This window comes from Listeria cossartiae subsp. cossartiae (assembly GCF_014224155.1).
GTDB lineage: Bacteria > Bacillota > Bacilli > Lactobacillales > Listeriaceae > Listeria > Listeria cossartiae.
Window position 1 is genome coordinate 258,956 of record NZ_JAASUI010000003.1, and the last position, 15,818, is coordinate 274,773.

The following is a 15,818-nucleotide window of genomic DNA, read 5'->3' on the forward strand; positions in this document are numbered from 1 at the left end:
GCTATCACTTTTTTATTCGTTTTTCGACTTGGTCACGGTAACGTTCCGATAGTGCTTCGACAGCCAAAATACGCTCGAAGTCCGCTTTAGTTCCTTTTTTATGCAGTACTTTTTCATGGCAAAAGGCAACGGTTACCCCGTGAGACTCCTCATGAATTTGTTTGATTTCATCTGTTTCGGTTATCTTGCCTGGCTTAATGGTTCGGCAAAGATAGCCCGTAAGCCCTGTTTCGTGGATTGTTTTGTAGAGATTTGGGATGGCATTGAATTTCTCAATTGTGCTGCATGGGTTGCGGGCTTCAGTTACTTGGATGATCGTTTCGCCAATTTGGAATTTATCACCGATTTGGACTATGCTTTCTAGCATGTTGGTGACGATTAAGTTTTCGCCAAATGCGCTTACTTGTAACTCTTCGCCAAACATTTCTGCCCATTTTGTATAATGCTCGTATGGATAGATGCAAACGGTACGATCTACTCCACCGTGATATTTCAAATTGTGTGGTGCATCGTTTTCGAAGCCATTCATCGTAAGAAATGCTGTTTTTACGCGCCTTTTTTCGATGCCTGTCATCATTTTTTTGTTATTTTGGAGGGTCAGTTCTTTTGGTTTTCCGACTGCTAAATGGATGATTTTTCGTTCCATCTGTTTGCTCCTTTGATGTTATTTTTTTCGACTTAAAATAGCAAGGATTCCGGTAATAAGTGCGATAACACTGATGGCTACTGCGGTCCACAACAGAATCGTATTATCACTTGCATCGTTTGTATCTTCTGCTGTATTCTCAGCTCCCGCCACTACTTCTCCGTGTGAACCTGTTGTTGAATTGGACGATTCTTTTACAATTTTCGTTGTCGCGTGCGGGGTTTCGGAATCTTCTGCTCCTACCCACTCGACAATCGATCCATCTTCATAATACTGGTAAGCATTCCAAGCAATTTCCCCTTCTTCACTTGGGTTTTTAGCGATAAAACTGAAACGTTGGAATTGACCTTTTTCAATGCCGTTTCCTTCTGTTTGCCAAGTCACTGTGTCATTTTTCTTGTCGACGGTTGTTGTCCAGCCCGGCACAGGTTCGTACGATTCGAAAGACACGCCTTTTGGTACTTTTAAAACAATTTTCTTGGATGCGGCGTCTTTTTCTGATGGTACTTTCATCGTGTAGGTTTCCCAAGATTCAACATTTGACTCACTTGGTTGCACGGAAACGTGGGCGCTTGCTTGGAATGGAATGATAAAAACAGCTAATAAAACGACGAGCGAACTAATAATTTTTTTCATTGTTTTTCCCCTTTACTGAGTAATATTGGTCGTAAATGTTTGATTAATATCGGTAAAATCTTTTGTTAAACCATGGACGGTAATTTCCCATTTTCCGGTTTGATTAATATAAAGTCCTTCCGCGAAATATTGCGTATCATTTGCGCGTTTTGCTTGAAAAGTGGATTTTTCGTCGGTTTTGGTGGATTTCGTGGTGATGGTGACTTGTTCAAAATCTATTTTTGCCGCGCCATCTGCTGAAGTGAACGTGATGATAAATTGATTTTGACCAACTGTCGCGGGCTCCACTCGTAAATTGATTTTCGCTTGTTCACCCTCCGCAGCAATAGTTTCGTCAAATGCTTTTGGTGCAGGTGGGGGCGGAGTTTGTACGTTGGTTAAAACGCTTGCGACTAAAAGGATGATGGTTCCAATGATGAGTTCGACGAGAATCGTTTTAAATGGTATCTTTTGGTTTTTGATTTTGAGATAGATGTAATGCCCTAGACCAAGCAGTGCCATTAGTAAAAATAAGCCGATTTTCAAAAGAAGTAGTTTGCCGTAGTTGGTTGTAAATAGGTTGGCCATTTGCCCGATGTTCATAACCGCCATGAGCAAGCCGCTAACCAAGATTGATGCGACTGCGATGATTGCGACGATGGCAAAGCGGCTCCATATTGCGCGCGCTTTTCCGGTTCGTGGTAGGACGAATAATAGTACCAAAATCCCGCCAACCCAAACGCTAGCTGCAACCATATGAAGCATATCGGCTGTGATACTTACTATTTTATCGGCACTCGCTGCAGCATGTCCATTTTGAGCCTTCGCGAAAATTAAATAGCCAATTAATGCGGTCTCGGTCAGAAGCGCGAACCAGCTTGATTGTTTATTTTTGTGAATCATGATGAAAGTGAAAATGGTTAGCACAAGCCAAACAACAAACTCACTAATCCAAATATAACCTGTTTTTGTTGTTAAGAAAGCCGCTAACTGGCTTGGTTGGAAACTTTTACTGATTGATACTCCTGTGGTGATACTTGTTTGAACGAAAAGTTGCATCAGGAGCGCTACACCTAGAAAAATGAGCGCTGTCCAAGTTACTTTTTTCAAACGGCTAGATATTTTTTCGGTCAGCGGTTCTTTCCGCGGATAAAGACCTAAGCCGAATAGTAGCATCCCGATAAACAACGAAAATCCTATGTATAATAGCGCTTTTTGAATCGAGCTAATTTGCAAATCTGCGCCATTCGATGGTACTTCGGTCGCTTGGAATGTCGCTTTAGTATCCCCTAACTTAAAGGAAATCAAGCCCGTTACCGCATGACCATCAGCCGAAACCACACGCCATGAAACCGAATAGACATCCGCTTTTAAATCAGCTGGCAACGAAGCCTCCACCATATGATTATTCTTTTTAGAAACAGCTGTTTTCCCAGTTTCCACTCGTTCCCCGCTAGAATTTTTCACTTCTATTAATGGGAAATCTGCTTCAATTTCTTCATTAAAAACGAGCGTTACTTTTTCTGGCGCGGTTTTAATATGTGATTGATCGGCTGGATTCGAATTTTCCAAATAAGCATGCGCTGAAACATGCTGAACCGGCACGATGAGGATAAATAATAAGATGACAATAAAACTGACCCTTTTGAATAATTTCATTTGCTACTCCTTTGTGAACGAACGATTTTACTCTTTTTAACTTATCACGTGCAAGAATTGAATGGAAATAATCGGCTCATTTCCTATTGCAAAAGGCGCGCACATTATGGCATAGTAAAAGAAAAGGAGGTTGTGCTATGCTTCGTTACATCGCATTATTTATTTTATTTGCATTGGTTATACTCATCACGATGCGGCTTCCAGCACTTCTGGCAAAATGGAAACCAAATATTCTTAGCTCTTTCTGGTTTCGAACGCTGACATTCATCATTATCGGCTACGTTTTAGTATTGCCCGCGCTTTACATAGGCCGTTTATTATTAAAATAAGTTCAGTTGCTTTCACATCACAGTTAGATGTTTTATACTGGGTAGTGGGAGGTGAATTATATGAAAAAAATGTTAGTAGAATTTAGAGATTTCGCGTTAAAAGGGAACGTACTTGACCTCGCTGTTGCGGTAGTTATCGGGGCTGCATTCGGGAAAATTGTTTCATCTTTAGTAGATAATATTATTATGCCACTTGTTGGTGTGCTTCTAGGTGGGCTTGATTTTACAGATTTAAGTTTCAAAGTCGGTAAATCAGTTATCCAGTACGGTGCTTTCATTCAATCCATCGTTGACTTTGTCATCATCGCTTTTGCCATTTTTATTTTCGTCAAAATACTTACTAGCTTTATTAAGAAAAAAGAGCAACCAGTGGAAGAAACACCCGTGCCTCCAACCGAGGAATACTTAAAAGAAATTCGCGATTTATTGAAAGAACAACAGAAATAACTGGAAAAATCCTTCTTGTTGTAGAAGGATTTTTTTATTTATGCTAAACCGCTAATCTGCCTATATATGCACTTCCATTAAACATTGATACTTCCTCGTTTAATTTGCTCCATTAAAATTTTTATGTTGTTACTCGTCTGTACAGCTAACTTATCCAGGGCAGAAATTGCTGCTGATGTATTACCGCTTAATTGATGCTTAATATCTCCAAAAACCAACTCTGCACTATGGAAGATATTTGTAGCTGCTTTATTCAATAAAATAACATCTTGAAATTTTGTATCTTCAAATAACGCCGTATCAATATAAGGTCGATATATGGCTAACACGTGCTCTAAATTTGATTCCATATCCTTTACAGCACTTCCTACACCTCTAACGGTTAACAAGATTTCTTGCAACTTTCTTATGTACTCTCTCAATTCCTCTTTTAAGTGATAATCTCTATCTGTAAAAGGGATTTTCATGATTGATAGTCCTGTTTGGATGTTTTCTAAGTATCTAATAGCGGACTTTATTACCTGTTTTAATTGATTAATAATACTTCGAATTGAACTCAATACCGGCATTAATAAATTCGTGGTTTTAGCAGAAAAATCTCGAAAATTTCTATCTAATAATCGCTGTTTCTTCCCCATTCCGTCTTTCAAAGCTTTGGATTCTTTTAAGACATACGCTTGTGTCGCTGGCGGCGCTCCTACACTTTGGACTTTTTGCGTTGCGCTTAAAAGTTTATCTGCTTTTTCAAGTTCATTCGATACATACGTAACTTGGGCGCTAAAAGTTAATACTTGCTTAACAACCAAATCTTTATTTTCATCTAATATTTTGTAATGTTCTTTTAATTCTGTCACCATGGCATCGCTTAAATATTGGTCATTAATCCCTTTAAATAACTCAGGTATTGCTTGCATTTTTATTTTAGATACTTGATCCATCATGTCTTCCGTCCTTAAAGCAAGATCATTAACTAGCGCCGGAATATCCACCAAAAGATCTATCGCATTAAAGAAACTCCCCGAAACAACATCTAACACTTCTCCTAAAATGGGCAAAGTTCTTACTCTTTGCATAAAATCTATTGCCGCATAACTTACTGGTTTGGCCTTTTCCATCTCATCCCGAAACTCAGCATAATTAGCTAATGAAGTAATAATTCCACCAAATTCGCCTTCCGCCAACAAGTTATCAAAAGTTTCTTGTAAAGAAGTCGTTCGATTATCCAAACTACTTCCCTCATTAGTCACTAAATCGACCGCTGTATCTAAATAAAACTGCCCCCTACTTATTTGCTCCATCATTCGTGTCCGTAAACTATTAGCCAAAAATTCGAATATTATCCGGATTCATATCGATTTTCTGCCCTTTTCCTCCCCCAGTCAAAACCTTTCCACTCCAAATACCTACTGGAAGATAAGCATCCGCATCAATGGGAATATTTTTGCCGTTAACTGTGACACCTGCATCATCATAACCCGTATGATTAGAAAGAATGGTTTGTAGCCAAGGAACATTGTTTTGAAGAATATGGGATTCACCTGGAAGACGATTTCCGTATCCTAATCCACGTTCCCCCAAGGTTAATGGGTCATATTCACTTAAATAGTTTGTTATTCTTGGATTGTCCTTGTCATAAGTTCCTTTAGGTAAAATAGCTGGATTATAGGTGACACTTCTTATGCCGTCATTTTTTGAAGCTACATAATTAGATAAACCTCCACCTAAAGAGTTTCCTGCTACATTTTTAATAGTATATTTTTTGCTTTCTTTTTTGTAGGATGTGTCTGCTTCTTTTAGCTGGGTATTGGGAATGGAGCCAGGAAGCGTGCCGTCAGTTAGGAAATCTTGAGTGCCTTGGGTGCCTTCGAAAACCATGCTGATTTCGCCTGTAGCTAAATTCTCGACAATCATGTAGTCAAGACCAGAAGCTTTATTATATTCACCTTCTTTGACTTTATAAATATTACTATTAACCTTTAATTTTGCTTCTACTTCCGGGTGTCTATAAACCCATTTTCCGCCTAATTCAATTAAATCTACATCTGCTGTTCTAAAATCTGTTGTCATCTATGCACGCTCCTTATTTAATGAATACTTCTGCTTGTATATGTTCACCATCAGGCAATCCCACTCGATTTACAATAAAATTTTTAAATAGATTAATAGGATAAAACCCTCGTGGCAGGTTTGATTCTTTCCGAAATTGCTCAGCCAAGCTATCTACCACTGCTTGTTTTGGAAGCTTATCTTCTTTTGAAAAGTAATTCATTACAATTGTCATGTTTTTACTTGTTGGATCATCTTTAACAAATAAAGCCTGAAGCTCATTCGAAGAAATTTGTGTATTATTTAAATATGCATTATATACACCTAAGTAATCATCATTTATTGCAGTTATAAAATAATACTTCCCTTGATGACCACTAGGAGATGTCTTGTCTAGCGCTTCTTGCGTGAAACCTTCTAAATCATTTTTTCTTGCTAGTTTTTCCGCAACTTCATCTAAATGTTCAAACTCTTCTTCGTATGCTTTTGCGTATAGCCCGCCTACAATCGCTTGTTCAACTGCCCCTTCGTCACTTGTTCCACTTCCTATTTCGTCTTTTTTATTAAGGAGGAATTTTACAACAACCGAAGTAGTAAACTGAATTGGCGCATCGCTTTCCACAATGACAACCGCTCCATTTCGTGCTGGTACCACATTATTCACTTTCACGTCTGTTTTATATTTTGTTTTCATATAATTTATCGCTTCTTGTTTTATCTCTTCCTCATGTTCCTTCACTCGTTCCGCTGATTTATTCCCATCCACAAAAGAATAGCCCTGTCCTACATAATCTTGCACAGGCGTAGTGCCTTCTTGCGCTTTCTCTTTCTCTGTTTTCTCATTCATATTGAAACAACCTCCTAATAATAATAGACATGCTAACAAAACCATTATTTTTTTCTTCATCTGTTCTCCTATCGGCTTCTGTTATTTTTAAGTTTGTTTTTACCTTTGATAAACTCTTGCTCATTTAACTGATACTTTTGCCTCTATATTTTCACCATCAGGTAACCCAACCCTGTTTATTATAAGGTTCTTATATATTATAAAAGGATAATTTCCTTTTGGTAATCCTGATTCTTGCTGGAAATCTTTTGCTAACTTATCTACCACTTCTTGTTTAGGTAATTTATCTTCCTTTGAGAAGAACTTCATTACTATGGTTATATATCCACTGGTAGGATCATCTTTTGTAAATAGAATCCGTAATTCTTCTGCTGAAATTTGAGGGTTTTCTATATACTCATTATATACACTAGAGTACTCTTGATATGATAGTGCAATAAAATAATGATTTCCTTGATTTCCATATGGAGATGATTTAGCTAACGCTTCATCCGTCATTCCTACCAAATCATATTTTTGGGCTAATTTTTCTGCAACATCATTTAAATGTTTAAATTCTGCCTCATATGCCTTTGCGTACAAGCCACCTATTACAGCTTGCTCTATTTCGCCCCCTCTTCTTTAGGAAACCCTACTTCGTCCTTGTTTAAAATAAAGCCAACCGTAACAGCTGTTGTAAATTGAATTGGCTCCTTGCACCCCACGATAACAACCGCCGCATTACGAGCAGGAACTACATAAGTAACTTCTACTTCCGTTTTATATTTTGTTTTCATAAAGTCTATCGCAACTTGTTTAATCTCTTCATCGTGCTTTTTCACTCGTTCTGCCGATTTATTCCCATCTACAAATGAATATCCTTGGTCTACATAATCCTGCACGGGCGTAGTGCCTTCTTGCGCTTTCTCTTGCTCTGTTTTTCCATTTATATTGAAACAGCCTCCCAATAATAATAAACTTGCTAATAAAATCATTATTTTTTCTTCATCTGTTCTCCTATCAGCTTCTGTATTTCATGCTCATCTTATATATTCTAGTATTCTTTTTATTTAGTAATGCCTTCTACATCTACATTTTCTCCATCTGGTAATCCTACTCGGTTTACAATAAAATTTTTATACAACGTAACCATATAACTCCCTTTAGGAATCCCTTCTTCTTGCTTAATCTCTTCAGCCAGTTTATCAGCTAATTTTTGCTCAGGTACCTTGTCTTCTTTTGAGAAAAAAGCCATTGGGATAGAAATATTTTTACTGTCAGAATCAACTTTGTTAAACAGGATGCGTAACTCCTCCGCAGAAATATTTGGATTAGCTAAATATGCTTCATACGGACTTAAATAATCGTCATACCAAACTGTAACAAAATAATACTTCCACTGATAACCACTTGGTGATGTTTTACTTAAAGCTTCTTCTGTATAACCTAATAAATCATATTTTTGAGCTAATTCTTCTGTAAATTCATTTAAATGTTTGAACTCTGCTTCATATGCCTTTGCGTAAAGCCCACCTACAATCGCTTGTTCAACTGCTCCTTCGTCACTCGTTCCACTTCCTATTTCATCTTTATTATTAAGGAGAAACTTTACAACCACCGAGGTAGTAAACTGAATTGGCGCCTCGCTTTCCACAATGACAACCGCTCCATTTCGTGCTGGTACCACATTATTCACTTTCACGTCTGTTTTATATTTTGTTTTCATATAATTTATCGCTTCTTGTTTTATCTTTTCCTCATGTTCCTTCACGCGTTCCGCTGATTTATTCCCATCCACAAAAGAATACCCTTGGCCTACATATTCTTGCACAGGCGTCGTGCCTTCTTGCGCTTTTTCCTGCTCTGTTTTCCCATTTATATTGAAACAGCCTCCTAAAAACAATAAACCTGCTAACAAAACAATTACTTTTTTCTTCATCTCTTCTCCTACCTACTTCTGTATTTTATCTCTTTCAAATCTTAATTTTTTCCAATTATTCGAACACTTTAATTTCTATAAATTTAAATCATCCAATTAACAATCATTTTTAGATTGTTACTATCAAATAAAAATATAGTTAAATATCATCCTAAAATTATATCATAAATTCACAAAGTGAAATGTGACAGAACAACGAACAACACTTCAATAAAACGCTGATATGGTCCATTTTCAAGTAATACCTTTTATACAAAAAGATGATTTTTTCACAATAATTCCTTTTATTGATAATTTCTTCAAGTTTAATTGCCCGAACCTCTGATTGAACAAAAAAATTAGGCTATTCACCCCCCTATCAATTTCAAGAGGGAAAATAGCCTAATTAAATAAATTACAGTATTATCGTTGTTGCTTCTTCCATTGTATCGCTAAGAACATTTCGACTGCTGCGACAACTAAAAAGATAATTTGTAAAATAAATACATAACCAATAATCAGTAATTGCACTACCATCCATACTGCCAAAACAGCGGCGGCTGCAAACATGACTTCTTTCGTTCGTGGTAATTTTTTCAACAAGTAAATCAGTGCTGCTAAATGGAATAATCCAACAAAGACGAATAAAAATATACCGGGTACTAAATAATCGACAAACGGTGAACCATCAAGTAATCCAGTTGAAAGCGACAGTAGACCACCGCTTGGCATGAAAATCATTGATAAGCCTCCATAAATTGCCCCAACTGCTGTAAATCCAACTAATACAATACTACTTATACGTGTCCAGTTCATGGCGTTCTCCTAGTCGTTTTTCTAGTAGTATACCACGAAAACTTTTATTCTGCCGCTTTTCTTCGTTTTATTTTCTTGATTAAATCAATCAATACAAAACCGGCAATTCCGCATGCGACAACTGTTGTAAGATACCAAGCCGGGCCAGATTCCGCGCGCACCCCAAGCCAATAGGTCACGGTTTTCGGATTAAAAAATGCAAAGCAAATCGCGCAAAATGCAATAATTCGACCAATAATGGAATTTTCTCTCATAACAAGCGCATCTCCTTTTCTTTTATTATAACAATGGTTAGGTGATTACTTCTTATCTTTTCGGTCCCAAAATTGTTTTCCGTTTGACAAGTTTTGGTTTTTCTCAAAGAAACATAGATAATACGGTTTAAAAAATTGGCGCTAACCGTTTAATGCAACTAATTTCTTCTACTTGAAATAATAAAAAAGATCCCTGGAAAAATCCAGAGACCTTTTTAAAATTGTTCAGCTGATGCGATTCTTACATCATACCGCCCATGCCACCCATTCCCATATCAGGAACAGCTGCTGGGCCGTTTTCGTCTGGTTTGTCTGCTACGACTGCTTCTGTAGTTAATAGAAGTGCTGCAACGGATGATGCGTTTTGTAGTGCGGAACGAGTTACTTTTGTTGGATCCACAATACCAGCGTCAATCATGTTTACCCATTCGCCGTTTGCTGCGTTGAAGCCAACGCCAACTGCTTCGTGTTTCAAGCGTTCTACGATAACGGAACCTTCAAGTCCAGCGTTATGCGCGATTTGGCGAACTGGTTCTTCTAGGGAACGAAGCACGATGTTGATACCAGTTTCTACGTCGCCTTCTGCTTCAAGTGCTGCTACTTTGTTGTAAATACTTACAAGGGCAGTACCACCACCAGCTACGATACCTTCTTCTACAGCTGCACGAGTAGAGTTAAGCGCATCTTCAATACGTAATTTACGTTCTTTTAGCTCTGTTTCAGTTGCAGCGCCGACTTTAACGACAGCTACTCCACCTGCAAGTTTTGCTAAACGTTCTTGTAATTTTTCTTTATCAAATTCAGAAGTAGTTTCTTCCATTTGCGCACGAAGTTGATTTACACGAGCGCTAATTTGAGTGGAATCGCCTGCTCCTTCAACGATTGTTGTATCATCTTTTGTTACGACTACTTTATTTGCAGTTCCCAGTTGATCAATAGTAGCTGTTTTTAGCTCTAAGCCTAAGTCTTCTGTGATTACTTGGCCACCAGTTAAAATAGCTACGTCTTCTAGCATTGCTTTACGACGATCACCGAAACCAGGAGCTTTTACTGCTACTACGTTAAATGTTCCACGAAGTTTGTTTAGAACAAGAGTTGCTTGAGCTTCCCCTTCAACATCTTCCGCGATAATTAACATTGGACGACCTTGTTGAACTACTTGCTCTAAAACTGGTAAGATTTCTTGAATGTTGTTGATTTTTTTATCTGTGATTAAGATATATGGTTTTTCAAGAACAGCTTCCATTTTATCGGAATCAGTTACCATGTAAGGGCTAGTGTAGCCGCGGTCGAATTGCATACCTTCTACTACGTCTAATTCTGTTGCAAAGCCTTTGGATTCTTCAATAGTGATAACGCCGTCGTTACCAACACGTTCCATTGCTTCTGCGATTAATTTACCAACTTCTTCATCACCAGAAGAAATAGCAGCAACTTGAGCGATAGACTCTTTGCTTTCAATTGGTTTAGAAATAGCTTTTAATTCTTCGATAGCTGTTGCTACGGCTTTTTCGATACCGCGGCGAACGCCTACTGGGTTTGCTCCAGCTGTTACGTTTTTTAGGCCTTCTTGAATCATTGCTTGCGCTAAAACGGTAGCTGTTGTAGTTCCGTCACCAGCAACATCATTGGTTTTAGAAGCAACTTCAGATACAAGTTTTGCGCCCATGTTTTCAAATGGATCTTCTAATTCGATTTCTTTTGCAATCGTTACACCATCATTTGTAATTAACGGAGAACCGAATTTCTTTTCTAAAACAACATTACGACCTTTTGGGCCAAGCGTTACTTTTACTGCGTTTGCTAATTGGTCGACACCACGTAACATGGCACGACGAGCATCTTCACTAAATTTAATATCTTTTGCCATTTTATATTTCCCTCCGATTATTTCTTTTTTTAAAATTATTTAGTAATTGCTAAAATGTCACTTTCACGTAAAATCAGATAGTCAGTTCCTTCATACGTCACTTCTGTTCCAGAGTATTTTGCGAAAATTACTGTGTCACCTTCTGCAACTTCAAGTGGTTCTTTTGTTCCGTTTTCTAGAACACGACCTGAACCGACTGCAACAATTTTCCCTGATTGCGGTTTTTCTTTGGCAGAGTCTGGTAATACAATCCCACTCGCTGTTTTTTCCTCTGCTTCAAGTACTTCAATTACAACACGATCTCCTAATGGTTTTAACAATGTAAATGACCTCCTCTGATATAATTACATTTTTCATTTTAGCACTCGGCACATTAGAGTGCTAATACAGTTATTATGATACCAAACTGAATAAAAATTGCAAGCAAAAACGTTTAAAAAATGGAAGAATTCTTATTTGCGGTAAAGCTTGATAACTAGTACAATAAGGAGAGCTATTCCCGCTTGTTTGAAGCAATTTAGCTGGATTTTGTTTTTAGAGAGGATGCGTATTTTTTGGCTAAACGTTATATTACGATTGTTTTAGTTTATTTGTTATTACTATTTTCTGCATCTATTGGAATTCCAATTGTTCAACATATTATATTAAGTATCTCTTCCCTTTCAGCGGAGGATGCTGCGGCTTATGGAATGGTAGCTTGGTCGATATTTTCTAATCTGTTATCGCTTGCCATTATTATTCCGATGCTTTATAGAAAACCAAAAGAAAATAAAATCGAACTTGGTGAAAAAACGAAACCACTATTTAGTATCGTTTGGATTATCGGTGGTGTGATTGGTTTATATGTGGCGCAAATCATTTGTAGCATTATTATTACGATGATTTCTGGGGATATGAGTAGTTCGGCGAATACTGAATTACTAGTTGACTTGACTAAAGCGGCGCCGATTTTCTTGATTTTCATTTCCATTCTCGGCCCTATTTTGGAAGAGCTTGTGTTTAGAAAAGTGGTTTTTGGTGGGCTGAACAATGTGATGAATATTCATGTGGCTGCGGTTATTAGTTCCCTTTTCTTCGGACTGCTTCATGGTGATATTTCGTTTTTACTGACTTATTTTGTCATCGGACTTATTCTTTGTTTCCTTTATACGAAAACGAAGCGGATTGTGGTTTCGATGGGCGCACATATTTTAATGAACACGATTGTTTTGCTTTTGAGTCTCGGAATAATTGGAGGATAATATGAAAAATTCATTAATTAAGCAAAGTTTTCTTTATTTTGCGCTTGGTCTTGTATTTGTATATTTTGTTATTGTTCGTGTGGCTGAATACGGTTATGATATCCTTGCATATATACTTATTATAATGACAATAATGGATTTTGGGATTGGTATTGGCTTGATTATTACCGGACTGAGAAGACGTAAAAAAAACCTGTAGAAAGTAAGTTTAGCTTACCTTCTACAGGTTTTTTTATTCTGTTTTCGCTGGATAGTTTTCCAAGAAATAGATTAACGTTTGTAATTCCGTAGTAAGATCGATATGGTGCACACGAACTTGTTTTGGAACACTGATACGAGCTGGTGTAAAGTTTAGAATACCTTTTACATCTGCTTCGATTAAACGATCTACCGTTACTTGTGCTTCGTCAGCTGGAACTGTCAGAATAACTACTTCCACACCGTTTTCACGAACAATTTCTTCCATATCATTTAAATGATAAATTGGAATATCTTGTTGAACACTACCTACTTTCGCTGGATCTACATCAAATGCAGCAACGATTTTGATATTATTATTTTTCATGAAATTATAATGTAATAATGCTGTCCCTAGGTTACCAACACCGATAAGTGCAACATTTGTCTGTTTGTCCTGACTGAGTGTTTTGCTGAAAAAGTCGAGTATGTAAGAAACGTTATACCCGTATCCTTTCTTACCTAATGCGCCAAAGTACGAAAAATCACGTCGAATAGTCGCTGAATCAACTTTCACCGCTTCACTTAATTCCGCTGATGATACTCGTTCCTTACCTGACTCATCTAGGTATTTCAAGTAACGATGATATAATGGTAAGCGTTTTGCTGTCGCTTGTGGAATTTTAGTTGTTTCCTCCATCATGCCTTCTGTCCCTTCTTCTTTTAAATTTTTTCTGAAGTTGAAGCTTTTGTGAACTGTACTTCCTTTCACATGCTTGCTTATATACTATAAACATTTCACAAGGAATGCACAAACTTTTTGCTCATAACTTTCAAGTAAGGTTTTGTCCCGCAAAATATCCGGCCCAGTCCTTCTTTTCTATTCTACGCTAAAATCACAAATAATGCGAGTGTTTTCACAAACTAACTGATTCGTGAACAATTGGCTATCTCATTGCGATTACTTGGCTTTTAAGCTAAACTAGTAGGGAGAACGTTCGAGGAGAGAGATTATGATATTATTACAAGTTCAGCAAATTTCTAAATTCTTCGGTGCAGAAGTAATTTTAGATAATATTAAATTAGAAGTAAAAACTGGTGACCGAATCGCACTTGTCGGCAGAAATGGCGCAGGAAAATCTACTTTACTTAAAATCATCGCTGGCAAAATGAGCTATGACGGCGGAACCATTTCTAAACCTAAAAGTGTCGAGATTGGCTATTTGGCGCAAAATACCGGGCTAGAATCTTCCAAAACCATTTGGGATGAAATGCTTAGCGTATTTGATTCACTGCGAAAAATGGAAGCAGATTTGCGCAAAATGGAGCTTCGTCTCGGCGAACCAGAATTATATAATGACCCGGAAAAATATCAAGCATTGATGACGGATTACGATACATTGCAACACACTTTTAAAGAAATTGGTGGTTATACGTATGAAGCAGAAATTCGCTCGGTTTTAAATGGGTTGCGTTTTTATCCAGCAGACTATGAAGTGGAGATTGCTTCTTTAAGTGGCGGGCAAAAAACACGGCTCGCACTAGCCAAATTGTTGCTAGCAAAACAAGATATTCTCGTTCTTGATGAACCGACCAACCATTTAGACATCGAAACATTAGCGTGGCTAGAAACGTATTTACAAAACTACCACGGCTCGCTACTTATCGTATCCCATGACCGCTACTTCCTTGATAAAGTTGTCAATCAAGTATACGAAATCAGCCGCACAAAAATCGACCACTACAAAGGAAATTACAGTTCGTTTGTCAGTCAAAAGCAGGCAAAACTAGAACAAATGTGGAAAGAATTCGATAAACAGCAAAAACAAATTGCGAAACTGGAAGATTTTGTTGCGAGAAATATCGTGCGCGCATCCACAACGAAACGCGCGCAAAGTAGAAGAAAACAACTAGAAAAAATGGATGTGCTCGGTCGACCTCAAGGGGATGAGAAAGCGGCCCATTTTGGTTTCCAATTTGAAAAGCAAACGGGTAAAGATGTTTTAATGGTAGATCAGCTAAGTATTGGTTATGCAAAAGACAAGCGTATTGCTTCCAACCTAACTTTCGAAATGAAACGCCAAGATAGCCTCGCGCTCGTTGGTCCAAACGGAATCGGCAAGTCTACCCTACTTAAAACACTTATTCGCGACATTCCGGCCCTAAGTGGCGAATTTCACTTTGGTGCTGGCGTAAAAATTGGCTACTACGACCAAGAACAAGCCAAACTAACTTCCAACAAAACTGTTTTAATGGAACTATGGGATGATTATCCTGAACTAAATGAAGTCAACGTCCGAACAACGCTAGGCAATTTCCTTTTTTCAGATGATGATGTCCTTAAAAATGTCCAATCTCTGAGTGGTGGCGAAAAAGCGCGACTTGCCCTTGCTAAGCTCACTTTACTCGAAGCCAATGTCCTTATTCTCGATGAACCGACCAACCATTTAGACATTGAAAGTAAAGAAGTTTTAGAAGCCGCTTTGATCGATTTTGAAGGGACGATTTTGTTCGTTTCGCATGACCGGTACTTTATTAACCGAATTGCTTCGAAAATCGTCGAACTCGCTCCAGAAAAAGCGACCGTTTACCTAGGCGATTACGATTATTATCAAGAAAAACTAGCGGAAGTAAAAGAACTTGCGCGACTTGATGCCGAGGACCGCCGCAAAAAAGGCGAACAAGTTGAAGCCACCGCCTCCGTTCGAAAATTAAATTATCAAGAAGAAAAAGAGCAACAAAAACTACTTCGCCAACGAAAAAGAAAACTGGAAGAAGTAGAGCAATCCATGGAAGAAACCGATGAAAAAATCGCCGAACTCGAGCTACAATTAACCAAACCAGAAGTTTTTCAAGACCACGAAAAAGCCCTTGAAATCACACAAGAGCTAGACGCAGTGAAAGCGGACGGCGAAAAACTCATGGAAGAATGGGAAACGATAAGCGAAGAACTGGAATCCATGTAATCTGCATA

At 37.9% G+C, this 15,818-nt stretch carries 16 protein-coding genes and 2 pseudogenes; 5 read left to right on the forward strand and 13 right to left on the reverse strand.

Annotated features, from left to right (window positions below; genetic code table 11):
- Positions 1-4: 4 nt before the first annotated feature.
- From HCJ30_RS10920 to HCJ30_RS10930, 3 genes are read right to left on the reverse strand one after another with little or no spacing between them, the layout of a single operon-like run.
- Positions 5-646 carry an MOSC domain-containing protein gene (locus HCJ30_RS10920; RefSeq protein ID WP_185392171.1) on the reverse strand — a complete coding sequence of 214 codons (642 nt, stop codon included), beginning with the start codon at positions 644-646 and terminating at the stop codon, positions 5-7.
- Positions 647-664: 18 nt separating this feature from the next.
- Positions 665-1,282: a YcnI family copper-binding membrane protein gene (locus HCJ30_RS10925; RefSeq protein ID WP_185392172.1), complete on the reverse strand. Its 618-nt coding sequence runs from the start codon at positions 1,280-1,282 to the stop codon at positions 665-667.
- 12 nt (positions 1,283-1,294) lie between these two features.
- Positions 1,295-2,920 (reverse strand): copper resistance CopC/CopD family protein, encoded by a 1,626-nt coding sequence (locus HCJ30_RS10930; RefSeq protein ID WP_185392173.1) that lies wholly within the window; start codon positions 2,918-2,920, stop codon positions 1,295-1,297.
- 137 nt (positions 2,921-3,057) lie between these two features.
- Between HCJ30_RS10930 and HCJ30_RS10935 the strand changes: the two genes are divergently transcribed.
- Positions 3,058-3,249: a hypothetical protein gene (locus tag HCJ30_RS10935; protein ID WP_185392174.1), complete on the forward strand. Its 192-nt coding sequence runs from the start codon at positions 3,058-3,060 to the stop codon at positions 3,247-3,249.
- Positions 3,250-3,309: 60 nt separating this feature from the next.
- Positions 3,310-3,696: a large conductance mechanosensitive channel protein MscL gene (gene mscL, locus HCJ30_RS10940; protein ID WP_008948372.1), complete on the forward strand. Its 387-nt coding sequence runs from the start codon at positions 3,310-3,312 to the stop codon at positions 3,694-3,696.
- A 77-nt stretch (positions 3,697-3,773) separates the two neighbouring features.
- Here mscL and HCJ30_RS14445 read toward each other — a convergent pair.
- The 9 genes and pseudogenes from HCJ30_RS14445 to groES all read right to left on the reverse strand — a co-directional run bounded on the left by HCJ30_RS14445 (position 3,774) and on the right by groES (position 11,746).
- Positions 3,774-5,763 (reverse strand): annotated as a pseudogene (locus HCJ30_RS14445) (SA1320 family protein).
- 13 nt (positions 5,764-5,776) lie between these two features.
- Entirely contained in the window at positions 5,777-6,649 is an 873-nt protein-coding gene (locus tag HCJ30_RS10950; protein ID WP_185392175.1) for a DUF1672 family protein, read from the reverse strand.
- A 60-nt stretch (positions 6,650-6,709) separates the two neighbouring features.
- The gene (locus tag HCJ30_RS14400) at positions 6,710-7,171 is read right to left on the reverse strand and encodes a DUF1672 family protein (protein WP_311769840.1); all 462 of its coding nucleotides are present in this window, start codon (positions 7,169-7,171) and stop codon (positions 6,710-6,712) included.
- Between the two features lie 20 nt (positions 7,172-7,191).
- Positions 7,192-7,563, reverse strand: coding sequence for a DUF1672 family protein (locus HCJ30_RS14405; protein WP_311769841.1), 372 nt, complete (start codon positions 7,561-7,563; stop codon positions 7,192-7,194).
- A gap of 71 nt (positions 7,564-7,634) precedes the next feature.
- On the reverse strand, positions 7,635-8,507 hold the full coding sequence (locus tag HCJ30_RS10960; protein WP_185392176.1) for a DUF1672 family protein: 873 nt from the start codon (positions 8,505-8,507) through the stop codon (positions 7,635-7,637).
- Positions 8,508-8,909: 402 nt separating this feature from the next.
- The gene (locus tag HCJ30_RS10965; protein ID WP_185392177.1) at positions 8,910-9,302 is read right to left on the reverse strand and encodes a hypothetical protein; all 393 of its coding nucleotides are present in this window, start codon (positions 9,300-9,302) and stop codon (positions 8,910-8,912) included.
- 44 nt (positions 9,303-9,346) lie between these two features.
- Positions 9,347-9,556, reverse strand: coding sequence for a hypothetical protein (locus HCJ30_RS10970; RefSeq protein WP_185392178.1), 210 nt, complete (start codon positions 9,554-9,556; stop codon positions 9,347-9,349).
- 241 nt (positions 9,557-9,797) lie between these two features.
- Positions 9,798-11,426, reverse strand: a complete 1,629-nt coding sequence (gene groL / locus HCJ30_RS10975; protein WP_185392179.1) for a chaperonin GroEL — start codon at positions 11,424-11,426, stop codon at positions 9,798-9,800.
- 35 nt (positions 11,427-11,461) lie between these two features.
- Positions 11,462-11,746: a co-chaperone GroES gene (groES, locus tag HCJ30_RS10980; RefSeq protein ID WP_011702849.1), complete on the reverse strand. Its 285-nt coding sequence runs from the start codon at positions 11,744-11,746 to the stop codon at positions 11,462-11,464.
- A gap of 234 nt (positions 11,747-11,980) precedes the next feature.
- Between groES and HCJ30_RS10985 the strand changes: the two genes are divergently transcribed.
- Both HCJ30_RS10985 and HCJ30_RS10990 read left to right on the forward strand, forming a co-directional pair.
- Positions 11,981-12,667 (forward strand): CPBP family intramembrane glutamic endopeptidase, encoded by a 687-nt coding sequence (locus tag HCJ30_RS10985; RefSeq protein WP_185392180.1) that lies wholly within the window; start codon positions 11,981-11,983, stop codon positions 12,665-12,667.
- 1 nt (position 12,668) lies between these two features.
- A pseudogene (locus HCJ30_RS10990) lies at positions 12,669-12,873 on the forward strand (DUF4305 domain-containing protein).
- A gap of 26 nt (positions 12,874-12,899) precedes the next feature.
- Here the strand turns inward: HCJ30_RS10990 and HCJ30_RS10995 are convergent.
- Positions 12,900-13,547, reverse strand: coding sequence for a redox-sensing transcriptional repressor Rex (locus tag HCJ30_RS10995; RefSeq protein WP_003722329.1), 648 nt, complete (start codon positions 13,545-13,547; stop codon positions 12,900-12,902).
- A gap of 310 nt (positions 13,548-13,857) precedes the next feature.
- Here HCJ30_RS10995 and HCJ30_RS11000 point away from each other — a divergent pair, with 310 nt between their 5' ends.
- A complete protein-coding gene (locus HCJ30_RS11000; protein ID WP_185392182.1) occupies positions 13,858-15,810 on the forward strand; it encodes an ABC-F family ATP-binding cassette domain-containing protein in 1,953 nt (650 codons plus the stop codon).
- Positions 15,811-15,818: the final 8 nt, after the last annotated feature.